The organism is Nesterenkonia alkaliphila (genome assembly GCF_009758175.1).
GTDB lineage: Bacteria > Actinomycetota > Actinomycetes > Actinomycetales > Micrococcaceae > Nesterenkonia > Nesterenkonia alkaliphila.
Genome location: NZ_WRPM01000027.1, coordinates 44,305 through 63,093, shown reverse-complemented (window position 1 = coordinate 63,093; position 18,789 = coordinate 44,305). Strand labels below are relative to the sequence as shown.

Below are 18,789 nucleotides of genomic sequence, written 5' to 3'. Positions count from 1 at the left end.
GATTCGAACCCGCGTTACCGCCGTGAGAGGGCGGCGTACTAGGCCGCTATACGATGGGGCCGTGAATCGCATCAGTACTGACGTGATTCGCTGGGCTACTAGGACTCGAACCTAGAACGACGGTACCAGAAACCGCTGTGTTGCCAATTACACCATAGCCCATTGCTTACCGGCTCAGCCGGGGCAACAGCAGTAAATCTTACAGCAGGAGATCACTGCCGCGCAAACTGCGGTGGACCCAGTGCTGCAGCGCGAAACTCCCAGGGAATGTTGCACAAATCGCCCAGATCTCAGGGGGGGCGGATTCTAAGAGTCGTTGCAACAACTGTTGGGAGTATGCGCGGAGTCGGCTCGAAACTAGCCGCGGGCCTCTACCAGGCCCCGGAATCGGGCCAGCCGCGCCAGCGAGGACTCCCGGCCCAGCAGCTCCATGGACTCGAACAGCGGAGGCGAGACCCGCCGCCCCGATACCGCAGAGCGCACCGCACCAAAGGCCTTGCGGGGCTTCAGCTCCAGCCCTTCGATCAGCGCCTGGCGCAGCGCCTCCTCGATGTTCTCTGTGGTCCACTCAGACTCTGCGATGCCCTGCAGAGCCGAGGTGGCGGCGTCGAGGGTCTCCAACACCTGATCCCCCAGGCCACTGAACGCCTTATCCTCAACCTCCAGTTGGTCATCAGCCACAAACAGGAAGGCCATCATGTCCGCACCCTCACCCAGCAGTGCGATCCGCTCCTGAACTAACGGGGCTGCGCCGTCGAGCAGCTGCGCCTCACGTCCGGAGAGCTCATCGCCCACCAGACCCAACGCCTGCAGATAGGGCACCATCCGATCCCGGAAGTCCTTGGGATCCAGCCTCCGGATATGGGTGCCGTTGATCGCCTCGGCCTTCTTCACATCGAACCGGGCCGGGTTGCCGAGCACATCGGCCACATCGAAGTGCTCCACCAGCTCATCCACGGTGAAGATGTCCTCATCAGCGCTGAGCGACCAGCCCAGCAGCGCCAAGTAGTTCAGCAGGCCTTCGCGCACAAAACCGCGGTCGCGGTGATGGAAGAGATTGGACTCCGGGTCCCGTTTGGAGAGCTTCTTATTCCCCTCCCCCATCACATAGGGAAGATGACCGAAGGCCGGCATGTACTTGGCCACACCCACTGCGTGCAGCGCCCGGTACAGGGCGATCTGCCGAGGCGTGGAGGAGAGCAGATCCTCACCGCGCAGCACATGGGTGATCTCCATCAGCGCATCATCCACCGGGTTGACCAGGGTGTAGAGCGGCTGCCCGTTGGCGCGCACCACCACAAAGTCCGGGGTGGAGCCGGCCTTGAAGGTGATCTCCCCGCGCACCAGATCGGTGAAGGTGATGTCCTCATCCGGCATCCGCAGCCGCAGCACCGGTTCCCGGCCCTCCGCACGGAAGGCCTCCACCTGCTCGGCGGTGAGCTGGCGGTCATAGTTGTCATAGCCGAGTTTGGGGTCGCGGCCGGCCGCCTGGTGCCGGGCCTCGACCTCCTCGGGGGTGGAGTAGGACTCGTAGATGTAGCCGGCGTGCCTCAGCTTGGCGATCACGTCCTGGTAGATCTCGGAGCGCTGGGACTGCCGGTAGGGCTCATGCGGACCCCCGGTCTCCACGCCCTCATCCCAGTCGATGCCCAGCCAGCGCAGGGCCTCCAGCAGCTGGAGGTAGGACTCCTCAGTGTCGCGGGTGGCGTCGGTGTCCTCGATCCGGAAGATCAGCTTGCCGCCGGTGTGCCGGGCGTAGGCCCAGTTGAACAGGGCGGTGCGGATCAGGCCCACATGCGGGGTGCCGGTGGGTGAGGGGCAGAACCGCACGCGCACCGGCGTAGCGGCGTCAACGGCGGGAACATCAGCAGGGGCTGCAGTGGGGGTGCTCATAGGTGGTGAACGAGTCTCCTGGTCAGAAAGTGGTGAGTGGGGCGGCGTCGTAGGGGGAACGGCGCAGGCGCGGAAGGTGTTGCGCAGCACCCCGATGCCCTCGACCTCAGCCTCGAAGGTATCCCCCTCGGCGAGCAGCCCGACCCCGGCGGGGGTGCCGGTGAGGATCGCATCGCCGGGCAGCAGGGTCATCGCCTGGGAGATGTAGGTGATCAGTTCGGGGACACCGAAGATCATCTGGGCGGTGTTGCCGTCCTGGACGGTGTTGCCGTTGAGCCTCCCGCAGATGCGCAGGCCCTCGGGGTCCAGCTCGGTCTCGATCCAGGGCCCCAGGGGGGCGGAGCCGTCGAAACCCTTGGCGCGGGCCCACTGCCCGTCGGTGCGCTGGGCGTCGCGTGCGGTGAGATCATTGGCTACGGTGTAGCCGAAGATCACCTCGTCAACCCGCTCCAGGGGCACATCCTTGCAGATCCGCCCGATCACCACGGCAAGCTCGGCCTCGTAGCTGACCTCCTCGGAGAAGCTGGGCAGGGCCACCGGTTCATTGGGCCCGACCACCGCAGTATTGGGCATCAGGAACAGCAGCGGCGAGGCCGGCGGCTCCCCGCCCATCTCCTTGGCGTGGTCAGCGTAGTTCTTGCCCACGCCGATCAGCTTGGAGCGGGGGATGATCGGAGCGACCAGCCGCACATCGGCCAGCTTATGGGTCTGACCGGCCTCTTGGATGCCCTGGTAGAAGGGATCGCCCACCAGCTGGCTGATCATCTCCTCGCCGGGCTCGCCGGTGACCACTCCGTAGGCAGGATCAGAATCAGTGACGAAACGTGCAATGCGCATGCGCCCACTCTATCGCCCTTGGTGTGGCCACGGCGGGGCGGGTTTGTGCACGACGCCGCCTCTGGCAGGATAGTTGCCATGAGCAACCATTTCTCCGCTTCCACTCCCCGTCAGTTGGCTGATGCCTTTGTCCATGAACTCGCTGAGCTGGAGCCCTCCGTGGCCACCATGCTGGGTCTGAAGCCAGGCGATGACCGGATGCCCGACTACTCCCCGGCCAAGTCCCAGGCCCGGGCGGAGCTGGGCCGCCGGGTGCTCGCTGAGCTGGACGCTATGGAGGATGCCACCCCTGAAGGCTTCGATGAGGTGGAGGCCCGCTGCGCTGCCCTGCTGCGGGACCGGATCGGCGTGGAGCTGGAGGCCCATGAGTCTGGGGAGAACCTGCGGGTGCTGCGCAATATCGGCTCGCCCGTGCACGCGGCACGTTCCCTGTTCCTGCTGATGCCGCAAGCCACCGAGGAGGACTGGGCGGTGATCGCGCGCCGGCTGGCCAAGTTCCCGGACAGCTACGCCTCGCTGCGCCAGACCTTGGATGAGGGGCGACGCCGCCGGCTCACCTCCGCACCGCTGCAGGTGGAGACGGTCATCGACCAGCTCGGCGAGTGGCTTGAGGGTGAGCAGTCCTGGTTCCATCAGTTCGCCGCCAAGGGCCCGGAGTCCCTCCAGGCTGAACTGAACTCAGCGGCCGAGGGCGCCGTAGAAGCTGTGGCCGCGATGCGCACCTACCTGCGCGAGGAGTATCTGCCTGATGCTCAGGGCACTGCGGATGCTGCGGGACGTCAGCGGTATCTGCTGAGCACCCGCCGATTCATGGGTGCCAGCATTGATCCGGAGGAGGTCTACGCCTGGGGCTGGGCCGAGTACCAGCGGATCCAGGCTGAGATGGTGGAGCTTGCCGAGCAGATCAAGCCCGGGGCAACCCCAGTGGAGGCGATGGCCTGGCTGGATGAGCATGGCCGCCGGGTGGAGGGCGTGGAGGAGGTCCGCGCCTGGCTGCAGGAGATGATGGACGCCGCGATCGCTGAGCTGGACGGCAAGCACTTTGACATTGCCGAACCAGTGAAGCAGGTGGAGGCGATGATCGCTCCGTCAGGCTCAGCTGCCGCTCCGTACTACACGCGGCCTGCCGTGGACTTCTCCCGGCCGGGCCGCACCTGGTTGCCCACGCTGGGGCGCACAGTGTTCCCGGTCTATGATCTGGTCTCCACCTGGTACCACGAGGGCGTGCCAGGTCACCATCTGCAGTTTGCACAGTGGGCGCATGTCGCCAAGGACCTTTCGCTCTATCAGACTACTCTGGGCTCCTCATCCGGAATGACCGAGGGCTGGGCACTGTACGCCGAGCGGCTGATGGATGAGCTGGGCTACTTCGACGCCGAGGAGCGGCTGGGCTACCTGGACGCCCAGATCTTGCGGGCCATCCGGGTGGTGATCGATCTGGGTATGCACCTGGAGCTGAAGGTGCCCGAGGACTCCCCCATCGGTCCCGGCCAGACCTGGACACGGGAACTGGCTGAGGAGTTCCTCAATGCGCACACTGGCAGTCCTGATGAGTTCGTGGCCTCGGAAATCATCCGCTACCTGGGCTGGCCGGGGCAGGCGATCAGCTATAAGCTCGGCGAGCGCGTCTGGCTGGCCGGGCGCGAGGCAGCTCGGGCCGCCGCGGAGTCACGGGGTGAGGAGTTTGACCTCAAGGCCTGGCATATGAAGGCGCTCAGCCTGGGCGCCCTTGGCCTGGACGACCTCGAGCACACCTTGGCCAAGCTCTGAGCTGGCCGCGGGGATCAGGCCAGGCGGTGCAGCCAGTTGTGCCGGTCCTCCACGGTGCCGGTCTGGATGCCCAGCAGCTCCTCGCGGATGGCCTGGGTGACCTCACCGGTGCCGGTGGAGGCGATGACCTTATCCCCGTCCACCAGCTCACCGATCGGGGTGATCACCGCAGCGGTGCCGCAGGCGAAGACCTCAGTGATAGTGCCCTCGGTGACTCCGGCATCCCATTCATCTAAGGTGATGCGCCGTTCCTCCACGGTCAGACCGCGATCCTTGGCCAGTTGGATCACCGAGGAGCGGGTCACCCCTTCAAGGATGGTGCCGGTCAGCTCAGGGGTGAGGAGCCGGCCATCGTTGGTGACCAGGAAGACGTTCATGCCGCCGAGCTCCTCGATGGCATTGTCATGCAGCGGATCCAGGAACAGCACCTGCTGGCAGCCGTTCTCCGCGGCCTGCTGCTGAGGCAGCAGAGAGGCCGCGTAGTTGCCGCCGGTCTTTGCGTCCCCGGTGCCGCCGGGGGCCGCCCGGGCGTAGTCGCGCGAGACCCAGATCCGCACTGGTTTCAGCTCCCCGCCGAAGTAGTTGCCTGCCGGTGAGGCGATCACCCGGTAGCTGACCTCCTGGGCCGGGCGCACCCCCAGGAAGGCCTCGGTGGCGAACATGAAGGGGCGCAGGTACAGGGCCTCGCCCTCTCCGGTGGGCACCCAGCTCTTATCCACGGCCACCAGCTGCTCCAGGGACTCCAGGAACAGATTCTCATCCAGCGCCGGAAGCGCCATGCGGTGGGCAGACTTGTTCAGCCGTGCGGCATTGGCCTGCGGCCGGAAGGTGTAGATGCCGCCGTCGGAGTGCTTATACGCCTTCAGGCCCTCAAAGATCTCCTGGCCATAGTGCAGCACTGAGGCCGCCGGGTCCAGCGGGATCGGCCCGTAGGCCTCCACCCTGGGGTTGGCCCAGCCGCCGTCGAGGGTCCAGTCGATCACCGCAGTGTGGTCGGTGAAGTTGGTGCCGAACCCCGGGTCTTTCAGAATCTGTGCAATCTGGTCCTCAGAGGTGGGGCTCGGATGCTGGATGTACTGGAAGGCGGTCATGCTGGGCGTCCCTTCGTGAAGCAGCGGGCAGGTTGTGTGGGTCAGTCTAACGGGAGACCGCGGCGGCGTAGGCTTGCCCCTTCTGCGATGTGCTCAGCCCGGCGCCGGTTCCCTGCTCGGCCCAGTCGGTGAGCTGGGTGAGCACGGCCTGCTCAATCCGTGTGGCGGCGTCGCGGATTCCCAGATGCTCCAGCAGCAAGGCCGCGGAGAGCACTGCTGCGGTGGGATCAGCGATGCCCTGCCCGGCGATATCCGGGGCGGAGCCGTGCACGGGTTCAAACATGGATGGCGCCGTGCCGGCCACGTTGATCGAGGCCGAGGGGGACAGTCCGATGCCCCCGGAGACTGCTCCGGCCAGGTCGGTGAGGATATCGCCGAAGAGGTTATCGGTGACGATCACATCAAAGCGCTGGGGGTTGGTGACCATGTGGATGGTGGCAGCGTCCACATGCATATAGTCCCAACTCACCCGGGGGTGCTCGGCGGCGACCGCCTCCACTGTGCGGCGCCAGAGGTCCCCGGCGTGGGTGAGCACATTGTGCTTATGCACCAGGGTCAGGTGGCCGCGGCGGGCGGCGGCACGCTCAAAGGCCTCCAGCACCACCCGGTGCACCCCGTATGCGGTGTTCAGCGAGGTCTCGGTGGCGACCTCCTGGGCTGTGCCCCTGCGGATGCTGCCGCCGTTGCCCACATAGGGTCCCTCGGTGCCCTCACGGACCACGACAAAGTCAAAGCCCTCATCGGAGGCCAGCGGGGTGATCACCCCGGGGTAGGTCCGGGAGGGGCGCAGGTTGACCGCGTGGTCAAGCTCGAAGCGCAGCTTCAGCAGCAGGTCACGCTCGATCACCCCGGAGGGGATCCGCTTGTCCTGGGGATCCGCGCCGACTGCCCCGAAGAGGATCGCGTCATGTCCGCGCAGCGCCTCAAGCGTGTCATCGTTGAGGGTCTCCCCGGTCTCCACCCAGTGCTGGGTGCCCAGGCTGTACTCGGTGTACTCGAGGGTGGCGGCGTCGTCGTTCTCCAGGGCGGCGTCCATTACCCGGCGGGCCTCAGCGGTGACCTCGGGACCGATCCCGTCTCCACCGATCACCGCGATGCTGAAGCTGCTCATGCGTCCTCCTTCTCCTCATGCCTCGGGAAGATGGGCTGGGGTTTGGCGATGGGGGTGCCGGGTACCAGGGCATCGCCGAAGGCGGCGAATGACCGCGGCCCGGTGTTGGAGGCGTTGGTGGCCCCGGCGTCACCGGATGCCTCCACGGCCAGGGCGTCCAGCAGTTTGGTGGCCGAGTCCGGGATGACCGGCTGGATCAGCAGCGCCACCCGGCGGATTACCTCGGCGGTCACATAGAGCACAGTGCGCATCCGTTGCTGCTCGGCGGCATCGCCTTTGGCCAGCTTCCAGGGCGCCGCCTCGGCGAAGTAGGCATTGGTCTCACCCAGTACATGCCAGGTGCGCTCAAGGGCTTTGTGGAACTCCTGGACCTCGTAGGCCTTGCGGCTGGTCTCCAATAACGACGACGCCTGCTCCAGGATGGCCTGGTCAGCCTCAGTCAGCTGCCCGGGTTCGGGGATGGCACCCTGACAGTTCTTCGCGATCATGGACAGGCTGCGCTGGGCCAGGTTGCCGAGGTTATTGGCCAGATCGGAGTTCTTCCGGCCCACCACGGCCTCATGAGTGTAGGAGCCGTCCTGACCGTAGGGAAACTCGCGCAGCAGGAAGAAGCGCACCGGGTCCAACCCGTAGGTGTCCACCCAGGCCGAGGGTGCCACCACATTGCCGATGGATTTGGACATCTTGACCCCTGCGTTGTGCAGGTGGCCGTGAATGATGACCCGTTTGGGGAGTTCGATGCCAGCACTCATCAGGAAGGCAGGCCAGAAGATGCAGTGGAACCGGGAAATGTCCTTACCGATCAGATGCAGATCGGCCGGCCAGAACTTGGCGAAGGACTCGGAGTCGGTGTTCGGGAAGCCCACCCCGGTGAGGTAATTGGTCAGGGCGTCCACCCACACGTACATCACATGATCTAGGGAGGTCTCGGACTCGGTGAGGTCCTTGGGCACCGGAACTCCCCAGTCGAAGGTGGTGCGGGAGATGGAGAGATCGTTCAGACCATTCTCCACAAACCGGATCACCTCATTGAACCGGCTGCGTGGGCCGCCGTAGTCAGGGTTATCGGCGTAGAACTTCAGCAGTTTGTCCTGATAGGCCGAGAGCCGGAAGAAATAGGATTCCTCCTCTACCCAGTGGACCTCGGTATTGGTCTCTTTGCTGTAGCGTTCCCCGTCTTCGCGGACCTCGGTCTCGGATTCGGCGTAGAAGGCTTCGTCGCGCACCGAGTACCAGCCGGAGTATTTATCCAGGTAGATGTCTCCGGCTTCAACCATGCGCCGCCAGATGGCCTGGGAGGCTTCATAGTGGTCGGTGTCAGTGGTGCGGATGAACCGGTCGTAGGAGATGTTGAGTACCTCGTCATCGACCTGTTTGAAGACGGCGGCGTTCTGATCGACTAGTTCCTTAGGGGTCAGTCCCTGGGCCTCGGCGTTCTGCTGCACCTTTTGGCCGTGCTCATCAGTTCCGGTGAGAAAGAAGGTCTCGTATCCGTCGAGTCGCTTGAACCGGGCCATCACATCGGCGGAGATGTATTCATAGGCGTGACCGATATGCGGTTCCCCATTGGGGTAGGTAATGGCGGTGGTGATGTAGTAGGTGGGCTGCTCTGCCATTGGGCTCAGTCTCTCAGTTCTCTTCCAGGTCGACTTCGGCGGCCAGGGCGGCGTCGACCTCTGCGGCGATGGCCTCCAGCACCCCGGCGGGCAGCGCGGCGTCGATGGTCAGCACAGCCAGGGCGCGGCCCTCCTTGGTGTTCTGGCTGACCTGCATCCCGGCGATGTTGACGTTATGCGCGCCCAGGATCTTGCCCAGGGCGCCGACCACACCGGGGCGGTCGGCGTACTCGAAGACCACCAGGTGGTCGGTGAGGCTGATCTCCAAGTCGTAGCCGTTGATGCCCACGATCTTCTCGATCTGCTTGGGGCCGGTGAGGGTGCCGCGTACCGAGAGGTTCTGTCCGGAGGAGGTGGCCGCCCGGATGGTCAGCGCGTTGCGGTAGTCCTCCACCTCGCTGGTGGTGGTCAGCCTGGTGGAGATGCCGCGCTGTTCGGCCAGCACCGGGGCGTTGACGTAGCTGACCGGATCGTTGACAACATCGGTGAACACGCCTTTGAGCGCAGCCAGCTGCAGGGCTGAGACGTTGAGCTCGGCGATCTCGCCGGCGGCCTCGGTCTCGATATCGGTGAAGGCCTCCTCGGCCAGGGCGGTGAGCACCCGGCCCAGCTTCTCGATCAGCGGGATGCCGGGGCGGACCAGTTCGTCGATGGCCCCGCCTGCCACGTTGACCGCATCGGGGACCAGCTCGCCGTCCAGGGCCAGCCGGACCGAGCGGGCCACTGAGACCCCGGCCTTCTCCTGGGCCTCGTGGGTGGAGGCGCCCAGATGCGGGGTGACCACAACGTTCTCCCGGGCGAAGAAGGGCAGGTCGGTGGAGGGTTCGGTGGCGAAGACATCCACTGCCGCCCCGCCGATGCTGCCGGCCTCCAGGGCGGCCTCGAGATCTGCCTCGTCGATGAGGCCGCCGCGGGCCACATTGACCAGGAACACGGAGTCCTTCATCTTGGCGAAGGCCTCGGCGTTGAGCATGCCCAGTGTCTCAGGGGTCTTGGGCATGTGGATGGTGATCACATCGGCCTTGGCGTAGAGCTCGTCCAGGGTGACCAGCTGGGCGCCCAGCTGGTGGGCCCGGGCGGAGGTGACGTAGGGGTCGTAGGCCAGGATCTCCATGCCGAAGGCGGCCATGCGTTCGGCCACCAGTCCGCCGATCCGGCCCAGGCCGATCACCCCGAGGGTCTTCTCAGCCAGCTCCACCCCGGTGTATTTGGAGCGCTTCCACTCCCCTGCCTGCAGTGCGTGGTGGGCCGGGGAGATGTTGCGGGCCAGGCCCAGGATGTGTGCGCAGGTCAGCTCGGCGGCGGAGACGATATTGGAGGTAGGTGCGTTGACCACCATTACGCCGGCGGAGGTGGCCGCCGGGATGTCCACATTGTCCAGGCCCACTCCGGCGCGAGCCACCACTTTGAGCTTCTTGGCGTGGCTGAAGACCTCGGCGTCCACGGTGGTGGCTGAGCGCACCATCAGCGCATCAGCATCGGCGATATCGGCGAACAGCCGGGGCCGGTCGGTGCCGTCGGACTGACGGATCTCGAAGTCGGGCCCCAGGGCCTCGACAGTAGCAGGCGAGAGCTCTTCGGCTAGGACTACAACAGGACGAGTGCTCACAGGTTCCTTCTTCTCGGCGGAGGCAGGTGAAAATGACGGTGAGTGGGAGACGACGACGACGCCGCCAGGCCCCCACTCACTCTAATACTTAATGATGGTTCACCTGGCTGCAGTGCCCTCGGTGTAGTCGTCGTCGGTGGGGATCCAGGAAAACAGCTTGCGCAGCTCCCTGCCGGTGGGCTCGATGGGGTGGTTCTGGTTCTTCTCGCGCAGTTCGTTGAACTCCTTGGCGCCGTTGCGCTGGTCGTTCATGAACCGCTCGGCGAAGGCACCGGACTGCACATCGGAGAGCACAGCCTTCATGTTCTCCTTGACCTCCGGGGAGATCACCCGGGGGCCGGAGACGTAGTCGCCGAACTCAGCGGTGTCGGAGATGGACCAGCGCTGCTTGGTCAGCCCGCCCTCAACCATCAGGTCCACAATCAGCTTCAGCTCATGGAGCACCTCGAAGTAGGCGATCTCCGGCTTGTAGCCGGCCTCGGTGAGCACCTCGAAGCCGTACTGGACCAGCTGGGAGGCTCCGCCGCAGAGCACAGCCTGCTCACCGAACAGGTCGGTCTCGGTCTCCTCGGTGAAGGTGGTCTCGATGACTCCGGCCCGGGTGCCGCCGATGCCTTTGGCGTAGGCCAGTGCCAGCTCCTTGGCCTGGCCGCTGGGGTTCTGCTCCACGGCGATCAGCGCCGGGACGCCGCGCCCGGATTCGTACTCGCGGCGCACCACATGGCCGGGGCCCTTGGGGGCCACCATGGCCACATCCACCTCTGCGGGGGGCTGGATGTAGCCGAACCGGATGTTGAAGCCGTGGCTGAAGAAGATCGCGTTGCCGGGCTGCAGGTTGGGGGCGATCTCGGTGGTGTAGACATCGGCCTGGTACTGGTCCGGCACCAGGATCATCACAATATCGCCGGCCTTTGCGGCCTCGGCCACAGTGGCGGTCTTCAAGCCCTGCTCCTCGGCCTTGGCCCGGGATGCGGAGCCTTCTTTGAGACCCACGACGACGTTCACGCCGGAGTCGCGCAGGGACAGGGCATGGGCATGGCCCTGGGAGCCGTAGCCGATGATGGCTACAGTCTTGTCTGCCAGCAGGCCCAGGTCGGCGTCGTCGTCGTAATAGAGGTCAGTCACTTGAGTTCTCCTCGATGTTGGGGTTCTTATCTGAAAGCTTTATCGGTCATGGATTTCGCACCGCGGCTGATGGCCAGCGAGCCGGAGCGGACGATCTCGCGCACCCCGAAGGGCTCAAGCACTGAGAGCAGCGCGTCCAGCTTATCGGCGGCCCCGGTGGCCTCCACCGTGAGCGAATCGGTGGAGACGTCCACAATTTTGGCCCGGAAGAGCTCCACCGCCTGGGTGACCTGCAGCCGGGCGGCGGCATCGGCCTTGACCTTGATCAGCAGGTGTTCGCGCTGTACCGAGTTGCCCGGTTCCAGCTCGATGATCTTGATGACGTTGATCAGCTTGTTCAGCTGCTTGGTGATCTGTTCCAGCAGCTCGGCGTCGGCGTCCACCACCACGGTGATCCGGCTCAGCCCCTCAACCTCGGAGGGGCCCACGGCCAGCGAGTGGATGTTGAAGGCGCGGCGGGCGAAGAGCCCGGCCACTTTTGCCAGCACGCCGGGGACGTCCTCAACCAGAACAGAGAGGGTGCGGCGGGCGACGTCGTTCGATGAACTCTGTGCCATGGTCAGTCATCCTCTCCGTCGAAGTCGGGGGTGAGGTTGCGGGCGACTTGGATATCGCTGTTGGAGACCCCGGCCGGGACCATGGGCCAGACCATGGAGTCCCGGGAGACCACGAAGTCGACGACCACGGGGCGGTCATTGATCTCCAGGGCCTGGGCGATCACGGAGTCGATGTCCTCATCGCGTTCACACCGCAGCCCCACGCAGCCGTAGGCCTCGGCGAGCTTCACGAAGTCCGGGATGCGCACCACCTCCTCACCGGAGGGGTTCAGCGCAGTGTTCAGATCGGTGTTGGAGTAGCGGGACTCGTAGAACAGCGTCTGCCACTGGCGGACCATCCCCAGGCTGGAGTTGTTGATCACCGCGACCTTGATGGGGATGTTGTTGATGGCACAGGTGGCCAGCTCCTGATTGGTCATCTGGAAGCAGCCGTCGCCGTCGATCGCCCAGACGGTGCGGTCCGGGTTGCCCACCGCCGCGCCCATGGCTGCCGGCACCGAGTAGCCCATAGTGCCCAGGCCGCCCGAGTTCAGCCACTGGCGGGGGCGCTCATATCCGACGAACTGGGCGGCCCACATCTGGTGCTGGCCGACTCCGGCAACGTAGACCGCCTCCGGCCCGGAGGCCGCGCCGATCCGCTGGATGACCTTCTGCGGGGCGATGGCACCGTCCTCCGGCTCGGTCCAGCCCAGGGGGTAGGTCTCCAGCAGCCGGTTCAGCCGGGTCCACCAGGGGTTCAGGTCCGGGCGCTCGGTGCTGGCAAAGACCTCAGTGCAGGCGGTGGTCAGCTCCGGGATGATCGACTTCAGGCTGCCCACGATCGGCACATCGGCGGAACGGTTCTTGGAGATCTCGGCCGGGTCCACATCAGCGTGGATGACCTTGGCCTCGGGTGCGAAGCTGTCCAGCTGGCCGGTGACCCGGTCGTCGAACCGGGCGCCCAGGGTGATCAGCAGGTCTGCCTGCTGCAGGGCGGCCACGGCGGAGACTGAGCCGTGCATACCGGGCATGCCCACGTTCAGCGGATGGGAGTCGGGGAAGGCGCCGCGGGCCATCAGCGTGTTCACCACCGGAGCACCGACGGTCTCGGCCAGGGTGCGGAACTCCTCGGCGGCCTCGGCTTTGATGAGGCCGCCTCCCACGTAGAAGACCGGGCGGTGGCTGGCGGCGATGAGCTTGGCGGCCTCGCGGATCTGCTTGGGGTGGCCCTTGGATGTGGGCTTGTACCCGTTCAGGCCGATCTTCGGCGGCCAGGAGAATGTGGTCTGCGCGGCCTGGGCAGACTTAGTGATATCCACCAGCACCGGGCCGGGGCGCCCGGAGGAGGCGATGTGGAAGGCCTCGGCCATCACCTGGGGGATCTGGTCCGGGTCGGTGACCAGGAAGGTGTGTTTGGTGATCGGGGTGGCGATGCCCACGATATCGGCCTCTTGGAAGGCATCGGTGCCGATCACTGCGGCGTTGACCTGACCGGTGATGGCCACCATGGGAACCGAGTCCATATGGGCGTCGGCGATGGCGGTCACCAGGTTGGTTGCCCCGGGGCCGGAGGTGGCGAAGCAGACGCCGACCTCCCCGGTGACCATGGCGTAGCCCTGAGCGGCATGACCGGCACCCTGTTCGTGACGCACCAGGATGTGGTTGATCTGCTCAGAGTCCATCAGTGGGTCATAGGTCGGCAGGATCGCGCCGCCGGGGATGCCGAATACATCCGTGACGCCGAGCTCCTCCAGGCTGCGTATGATGGCCTGGCTTCCGGTGACCGGCTCTGGCGCGACGGAGCGCCCTGGCCCGTAGAGCCGGGTCTCAGCTGTTGTTGTGGTCAGCATGTCCAATCCCTTATCTGCCCCTGCACAGACGAAACCCCGGCTTCCGGAGTCCCTGTGCGGGGCCCTCGTGCCGGGGTAATCGATCGGTTCGCGTCAGCAGTTTATGGTGAGCAGACCGTTCATTCCCCGGCGGGGGTAATGACGGGTACTACTACCACTAGCATCTGGCGCATGACCACTATATTTTCGTCTCGCGTGACCTGCGTCAACCCTCGTCATACCCGTCTCATTATTCGGACAGCTTGTTGCCGGTCAACCGTTCGCGGCCTTGACGCTGTTGTTGAGCATGGTGACTCAGTGCCCCCATCAGAGACTGGTTCGCCTCAGCGGAGTGAGGTACCTCTATGGACGAAACGCGCTCAGCGATTCGGTGCCCCAGGGTCAAGGTATCGCTTCCCATCCCTGGGCCAGCCAGGGCCGGAAGCTCAGCGAGGACTGACGCGACTGCCGCCTCCAGAGTGACGGCCGCGGCACGCTCCCCCAAACCAGCCAGGCAGAGGGCGGCAGACAACGCCGCGGCTGCAGGGTTGGCCCAGCCCTTACCAGCGATATCGGGTGCAGAACCGTGCACCGGCTCAAACATACTGGGGGCCGATCCCTTAGGGTTGTAGTTCGCACCAGCGGCTACGCCTAGTCCACCCTGCACAGTGGCCCCTAGGTCGCTGATAATGTCGCCGAACAGGTTGTCAGTCACGACCACGTCGAATCGGCCTGGGTCCAGCGGCAGATGCTGACACATGGCATCGGCGTGGACATAGTCGTGTTCGACGTCCGGATACTCTTCGGCCACCCTGGTAACTACGTCCTCCCACAGGCGTCCGGCATGGACAAGAATGTTCGTCTTGTGACACAGGGTGAGCCTGCCACGCCTGAGCCGCGCCAGTTGGAACCCGAACTCCACAGCGTCGAATGTGGCCGCCGCCGTGCTGACGGAGTTCTGGATTGCGACAGCGTTCGGGCCTCCAGCGTGGAAGTGCGACCCGCCGCCGGTGTAAAGACTCTCTGTGTTTTCGCGGATGACCACCAAATCACAGTTTTCTGGTGTGACTCCTCTGACCGGACTCTCGACACCAGGGTAGAGACGGACCGGGCGAATATTGACGGCCTGAGAAAACGCGACGCGGAGTGCCACGATCAGCCCACGTTCGAGTATGCCGGGGGCCACCCGCGGATCACCCACGGCCCCGAGAAGAATCGCATCGTGGTCTTTTATCGCTGCAGAGGTGTCCGCTTCCAGCACTGAACCAGTCCTCAGGTAGTGCTCAGCACCCAAGTCAAAGTCCGTCGTCTGGACTGTGAAGCCGAAACGGAGCGCCGCAGCTTCCACGCCCTCCAACGCGGCTTGGGTGACATCGGGGCCAATACCGTCGCCGCCAATTACTGCCAACTTATATGTGCTCATCCCGGCCAGTCCTCCTGCTCCGGCCCTCGGGCCCTCGACGCTATTCGTACATCTCATGAACTTGACGGTTCACTGAGATCTGGATCACACTGTAACTGCTAGCGAGCTGGTCTGACCAGTACACCGGCTAGTACGCCACGATCCCCGGTGAAGGGACCTTGAATATGAGCCAGGATCAGAATTTCGCGCCACCTCCCATCCCTGACGGACTGCCCATCGGGCCTGGCTGGGTGACGGAGGTACCCACCTCTGCGGTCATCTTCCCCTTCGACGGAGCCGAAGTGGCACAGGCACCAGTCGGTCAGCCCGCGCAGGCACAGCTCGCGCTCTCGGCGGGCGCAGCCGCAGTCAAGCCTGTCGGAAAACTCATTTCGGCGGCACGGAGATCGATCCTTCTGGACGTGCACGAGGCTCTGAGGCTGCGAACAGATGAGTTCGTAGACCTGTTGGTCGCCGAAACGGGAAAGGTGAGACGCGACTGCGAGGTCGAAGTCTCACGCACTCTTTTCACCTGGTCTGCAGCTGCGGAAGAAGTGGCTCATATCCATGGGGAGACCGTCCCGCTGGACATGCAGACCTCAGGGGCTGGAATGATTGGATTCTGGAGCCGGAAGCCGATCGGTCTGGTCGTCGGCATTGCAGGATTCAACGCTCCGCTGCTGCTGGCCAGCCACAAGATTGCCCCAGCAATTGCTGCCGGTTGCCCTGTGATCTGCAAACCCGCTCCAGCTACCCCACTATCCACTTTGTGGCTCGCTGCACTGGTGCGTGAAGCAGCCGCTGCACACTCTGCCCCGGCAGAGATGGTGCAGGTGGTCACCGGAGATGCACAGGTGGGCCACATGTTGGTCACCGACCCTCAAGTAGCCGCAGTATCTTTCACCGGATCAGACGCAGTGGGGCATGAGATCGCTCGTGCAGCAGCCCCGAAGAAGACTCTGTTAGAACTCGGTTCCAACGCTGCCCTCGTGGTGGACGAAGAGGCCGATGTGGCCAAAGCCGCCGACGCGGCGGTGCGAGGGGGATACTACTTCAACGGTCAGGCGTGCATAGCCGTTCAGCGAGTAATTGTGTGCGAGCCGGTGCGTGATCAGTTCTTGGCCGAACTCGCTGCGCGCATCAGGCGCCTCAGAGTCGGGGATCCCAGGGACCCAGAGACTGACGTCGCCCCTTTGATCAACAGTGCGGCCACCGAGCGCACTTTGCGCTGGATCCGCGATGCGGAACAAGCGGGGGCAGAGGTCATTCACGGAGGATCTGTGGTGGGCGGAACAATAGAGCCCACAGTACTCCTGGATGTGCCAGATACCGCCGACGCGTGGTGTGAGGAGATATTCGCTCCTGTCATCGCGGTGCGCTCAGTGCCGGACCTGGATGCAGCGCTGAAGACAGTTAACAGTTCCCGCTACGGACTTCATGCCAGCATTTTCACTCGCTCGCTGGCCCACGCCTTCAAAGCCATCGAGGAGCTCGAGGTCGGCGGCGTAGTCGTCAACGAAGTGCCTGGGTTCCGTTCAGACATCATGCCTTATGGCGGAGTCAAGGACTCCGGCATAGGGCGTGAGGGTCCTCGCTTCGCGATTGAAGAACTGACCGTCACCCGAATGGCCATTATCCGGCCGGAATGAGTATGAGGCATCACCATGGAAAAGACCACTCCCTATGCGGAGATGTTTCGCTTGGACAACTTCAGAGCACTAGTCATCGGAGCTGGCGGGATCGGAGGTGAGGTCGCACAGGCCCTGGCTGCCCACGGAGCAGAGGTAGTCTGCGCAGACCGAGACGGCAGTGTCGCCGCAACGACCGCCTCCGCTGTCAACGGGGAACCATTGACTCTAGACGTCACTGACCCAGAGGCAGTGCGCCAAGCGGCTCACGACCTGGGCAATGTCGATGTCGTTGTTCTCACCGCGGCCATGAATGTGCGCAAACGGATAGTGGACTATTCGTTGGAAGAGTTTGAACGCGTAGTGGACCTCAACCTGAAAGGTACCTTCGCAGTCATCAAGTACTTCGGCGAGACAATGATGCAACGGGGCACGGGAAGCATCATCGTCTTTTCCTCTATACGTGACCAGGTCGTGGAACCGGGCCAATCTGCCTACTCCGCCACCAAAGCCGGCGCAGTCCAGTTAGTCAAGGCCGCGGCCGCTGAGTTCGGAGCAGCCGGAGTCAGGGTCAATGCGGTCTCTCCCGGCGTCGTCGAGACTCCGTTGACCAACCAGATCAAGTCCCACCCCGAGTGGTATCAGGCCTACGCTGCCAAATCCGCGTTAGGTCGCTGGTCAGTTCCTTCAGAGCTGACCGGAGCAGTCGTCTACCTGGCCTCGAGTGCAGCAAGCTACGTCACAGGGTCCAACCTCCGAGTAGACGGAGGGTGGACGGCAATAGACGGACGGTTCACACCACCTCATTGACCCCTTTACTGGTCAGACCAGTAATGTAGACTTCATTGTGATGCAACACACATCTGAGTAAGGACTCTAGGGTTACACATGCCAACAGTCGCCACCCCCAGTCTCGCCGACCTGGACGCAGAGCAGTTGAACGCGGCCTACTCCGCAGGAGATACAGACCCTGTCGAAGTGGTCACCGCCTGCCTGCGGCGCATTGATCAGCTCGAGCCGATGTTACGTGCCGTATGTGACAGGTTCGACGAGGCTGCTTTGGAGGCGGCCGAAGCCTCTCGTCGCCGTTGGGAGCAGGGAAATCCACTAGGGGTACTGGACGGCGTACCGGTGACGTTGAAGGAGAACCAACAGGTGGCTGGTCGACCCACCATTCTGGGTTCCGCCGCAACCCCGCCGGTGCCTGCTTCCCGCAATGCCCCGGTGATGGACAGAGCTCTTGAAGCCGGAGCTTGCATTCTGGGCCGTACCACCATGTCGGAGCTAGGGATGCTGTCCTCCGGCATCTCCTCTGCCCACCCGATCACCCGCAACCCGTGGAATCTGGATTGGAGCCCCGGCGGGTCATCAGGGGGAGCCGGTGCCGCATCTGCCGCTGGCTACGCACCCATCAATCTGGGATCTGACATCGGTGGCTCTATTCGACTCCCCGCGTCCTGGTGCGGGGTGGCCGGCTTCAAACCCACTTACGGTCGGATAGCTGTAGATCCGCCCTACCCGGGCCGGACAATCGGACCCATGGGTCGCAAGGTGGGCGACTTAGCCCGCGCCATGAGTGTGCTCACCGGCCCCGACCCCGCCGACCCCTGGTCACTGGCTGATGACCAAACACACTGGCTCGACCTCAGCTTCGATCCGAAGAGTCACAGAGTTGGGTTGGTCCTCGACGTAGGTGACGGTGCCGCCGTGGACCCAGAGGTTGCTTCCGTGATTCGGCGCGCTGCGGAAGTCTTCGCCGACGCCGGCGCCGAAGTCGTCGAACTGCCTCCCTACCTGGATCCAGGCACTGTGAATCTCATCGACAAGTTCTGGAGGGCCAGCCACTGGCGGAGGTTCAACCAGCTGCCCCCAGACCGGCAGTCCAGAATGTTGCCGTTTATCGCCGACTGGTGCCGAGGAGCGTCAACAATCACCGCCGTGGAGGCCCTGGAGGCCCACGACGCGCAGATGACTCTGGGCCGCAGCGTACTGGAGGCTACGGCTGGTCTTGACCTCATCTTGTCACCTGCAGCCCCTGGCCCAGCGTTCCCCGCCGAATGGCCAATGCCCTCCAACAATGTGGACAAGGCGATGGAGCATATTCCCCACTGTGTGGGCTACAACTTTGCGGGGATGCCAGCGGCGAGTATAAATGCTGGATTCACCGCCGCTGGGAGTCCAGTGGGGGTGCAGATCGCCGCACAACGCCACCATGATCGCACTGCTTTGGCCGCGGCCGCCTTCTTCGAAGCAGAGCGTCCACAAGACGCCGGGCGACCGTGGCCTGACGTTCATTCCGCCCACAACACCACACCCGTACCCTGAGATCCTAAGGACTCCCC

Annotated in this window: 13 protein-coding genes, 1 tRNA gene and 1 pseudogene; 4 read left to right on the top strand and 11 right to left on the bottom strand. The window is 64.2% G+C overall.

Going from position 1 to position 18,789, the window contains the following annotated elements:
• Positions 1-90: 90 nt before the first annotated feature.
• The 3 genes and pseudogenes from GNZ21_RS04160 to GNZ21_RS16165 all read right to left on the bottom strand — a co-directional run.
• Positions 91-162, bottom strand: a tRNA-Gln gene (locus GNZ21_RS04160).
• Positions 163-357: 195 nt separating this feature from the next.
• Positions 358-1,893, bottom strand: a complete 1,536-nt coding sequence (gene gltX, locus GNZ21_RS16170) for a glutamate--tRNA ligase (protein WP_308805464.1) — start codon at positions 1,891-1,893, stop codon at positions 358-360.
• Between the two features lie 84 nt (positions 1,894-1,977).
• A pseudogene (locus GNZ21_RS16165) lies at positions 1,978-2,730 on the bottom strand (fumarylacetoacetate hydrolase family protein); the annotation flags it as partial.
• Positions 2,731-2,808: 78 nt separating this feature from the next.
• Between GNZ21_RS16165 and GNZ21_RS04150 the strand changes: the two are divergent.
• Complete coding sequence (locus GNZ21_RS04150) at positions 2,809-4,500, top strand: DUF885 domain-containing protein (protein WP_157321603.1); 1,692 nt, start codon at positions 2,809-2,811, stop codon at positions 4,498-4,500.
• Between the two features lie 14 nt (positions 4,501-4,514).
• On the opposite strand, the gene GNZ21_RS04145 is transcribed toward GNZ21_RS04150, so the two are convergent.
• The 8 genes from GNZ21_RS04145 to GNZ21_RS04110 form a co-directional block, all read right to left on the bottom strand.
• Positions 4,515-5,591, bottom strand: a complete 1,077-nt coding sequence (locus GNZ21_RS04145; RefSeq protein ID WP_157321601.1) for a branched-chain amino acid aminotransferase — start codon at positions 5,589-5,591, stop codon at positions 4,515-4,517.
• Positions 5,592-5,637: 46 nt separating this feature from the next.
• Positions 5,638-6,702: a 3-isopropylmalate dehydrogenase gene (locus GNZ21_RS04140; RefSeq protein WP_157321599.1), complete on the bottom strand. Its 1,065-nt coding sequence runs from the start codon at positions 6,700-6,702 to the stop codon at positions 5,638-5,640.
• Positions 6,699-8,318, bottom strand: coding sequence for a methionine--tRNA ligase (gene metG, locus GNZ21_RS04135; protein WP_157321597.1), 1,620 nt, complete (start codon positions 8,316-8,318; stop codon positions 6,699-6,701). Before metG ends, GNZ21_RS04140 begins: the two co-directional genes overlap by 4 nt.
• 13 nt (positions 8,319-8,331) lie before the next feature.
• The gene (gene serA, locus GNZ21_RS04130) at positions 8,332-9,927 is read right to left on the bottom strand and encodes a phosphoglycerate dehydrogenase (RefSeq protein WP_188503695.1); all 1,596 of its coding nucleotides are present in this window, start codon (positions 9,925-9,927) and stop codon (positions 8,332-8,334) included.
• Between the two features lie 99 nt (positions 9,928-10,026).
• A complete protein-coding gene (gene ilvC, locus GNZ21_RS04125) occupies positions 10,027-11,052 on the bottom strand; it encodes a ketol-acid reductoisomerase (RefSeq protein WP_188503696.1) in 1,026 nt (341 codons plus the stop codon).
• 26 nt (positions 11,053-11,078) lie between these two features.
• Positions 11,079-11,609 (bottom strand): acetolactate synthase small subunit, encoded by a 531-nt coding sequence (gene ilvN, locus GNZ21_RS04120; RefSeq protein WP_157321595.1) that lies wholly within the window; start codon positions 11,607-11,609, stop codon positions 11,079-11,081.
• Between the two features lie 2 nt (positions 11,610-11,611).
• Positions 11,612-13,438, bottom strand: a complete 1,827-nt coding sequence (locus GNZ21_RS04115) for an acetolactate synthase large subunit (protein WP_157321593.1) — start codon at positions 13,436-13,438, stop codon at positions 11,612-11,614.
• Between the two features lie 229 nt (positions 13,439-13,667).
• A complete protein-coding gene (locus GNZ21_RS04110; protein WP_157321591.1) occupies positions 13,668-14,840 on the bottom strand; it encodes a 3-isopropylmalate dehydrogenase in 1,173 nt (390 codons plus the stop codon).
• Positions 14,841-15,004: 164 nt separating this feature from the next.
• On the opposite strand from GNZ21_RS04110, the gene GNZ21_RS04105 reads away from it, so the two are divergent.
• The 3 genes from GNZ21_RS04105 (at position 15,005) to GNZ21_RS04095 (ending at position 18,772) form a co-directional block, all read left to right on the top strand.
• Positions 15,005-16,468 (top strand): aldehyde dehydrogenase family protein, encoded by a 1,464-nt coding sequence (locus tag GNZ21_RS04105; protein ID WP_157321589.1) that lies wholly within the window; start codon positions 15,005-15,007, stop codon positions 16,466-16,468.
• Positions 16,469-16,483: 15 nt separating this feature from the next.
• Positions 16,484-17,257, top strand: a complete 774-nt coding sequence (locus GNZ21_RS04100) for an SDR family NAD(P)-dependent oxidoreductase (protein ID WP_157321587.1) — start codon at positions 16,484-16,486, stop codon at positions 17,255-17,257.
• A 78-nt stretch (positions 17,258-17,335) separates the two neighbouring features.
• Complete coding sequence (locus GNZ21_RS04095) at positions 17,336-18,772, top strand: amidase (RefSeq protein ID WP_157321585.1); 1,437 nt, start codon at positions 17,336-17,338, stop codon at positions 18,770-18,772.
• Positions 18,773-18,789: the final 17 nt, after the last annotated feature.